This is a genomic window from Streptococcus infantis (assembly GCF_047463635.1).
In the GTDB taxonomy this organism is placed as follows: domain Bacteria; phylum Bacillota; class Bacilli; order Lactobacillales; family Streptococcaceae; genus Streptococcus; species Streptococcus infantis_W.
In genome coordinates this window covers 1-860 of record NZ_JASHDL010000051.1, presented here as the reverse complement: position 1 = coordinate 860, position 860 = coordinate 1, and the positions used below count along the sequence as shown (strand labels likewise).

The following is an 860-nucleotide window of genomic DNA, read 5'->3' as shown; positions in this document are numbered from 1 at the left end:
TAGACTTCCTGCGAAACTAGAATCCTAGTTCACGATTGATAATGCCAGTAATCAAATTCATTCGTAATCCAAACCGTTTGCGTCGATTTCGATAGGTTGTTGAAAATATTTTAAACGTTTTTACTTTGGCAAAAATATTCTCAACCTTGATTCTCTCTTTAGATAGCGCATGGTTATAGGATTTATATTCAAGAGTTAGTGGCTTAAGTTTGCTTGATTTCCTCGGAGTTTGCGCTTGTGAATACATCTTCATGAGTCCTTGATAACCACTGTCAGCCAAGATTTTACCAGCTTGTCCGATATTTCTGCGACTCATTTTGAACAATTTCATATCGTGGCAATAGTTCACTGCAATATCCAAAGAAACAATTCTCCCTTGGCTTGTGACAATCGCTTGAGCCTTCATAGCATGGCATTTCTTTTTACCAGAATAATTGGCTAGTTGATTTTTTTAGGACGATTTATTTTTACCTCTGTTGCATCCACAATCACCGTATCCTCAGCACTAAGATGAGTTTTTGAAATCGTAAAGCCACTTTGAATAAGAGTTGATTCAACCCATTGACTCCGACGAATTAAGTTGCTTTCGTGAATGCCAAAATCAGCCGCAATTTGTTCATAAGTACGGTATTCGCGCATGTATTGAAGAGTAGCCATGAGGAGATCTTCTAAGCTTAACTTAGGGGTCCGTCCACCTTTTGCGTGTTTACGTTGATAAGCTGTTTTTAATACGGCTAACATCTCTTCAAAAGTAGTGCGCTGAACACCAACAAGGCGTTTAAAGCGTGCATCAGTTAATGGTTTACTTACTTCATAATTCATAGTTTTATTGTATCATATTTTGTTTCGCAGGAAGTCTA

General features: G+C 37.7%; 1 protein-coding gene. It reads right to left on the bottom strand.

The features are described 5' to 3' along the window. Positions 1-16: 16 nt before the first annotated feature. Positions 17-822 (bottom strand): IS5 family transposase gene (locus QM867_RS10705; RefSeq protein WP_414315754.1). Its coding sequence is split into 2 segments (ribosomal slippage): positions 17-445 and positions 448-822, totalling 804 coding nucleotides; the frame shifts between segments, so codons are not numbered across the junction. Positions 823-860 lie beyond the last annotated feature (38 nt).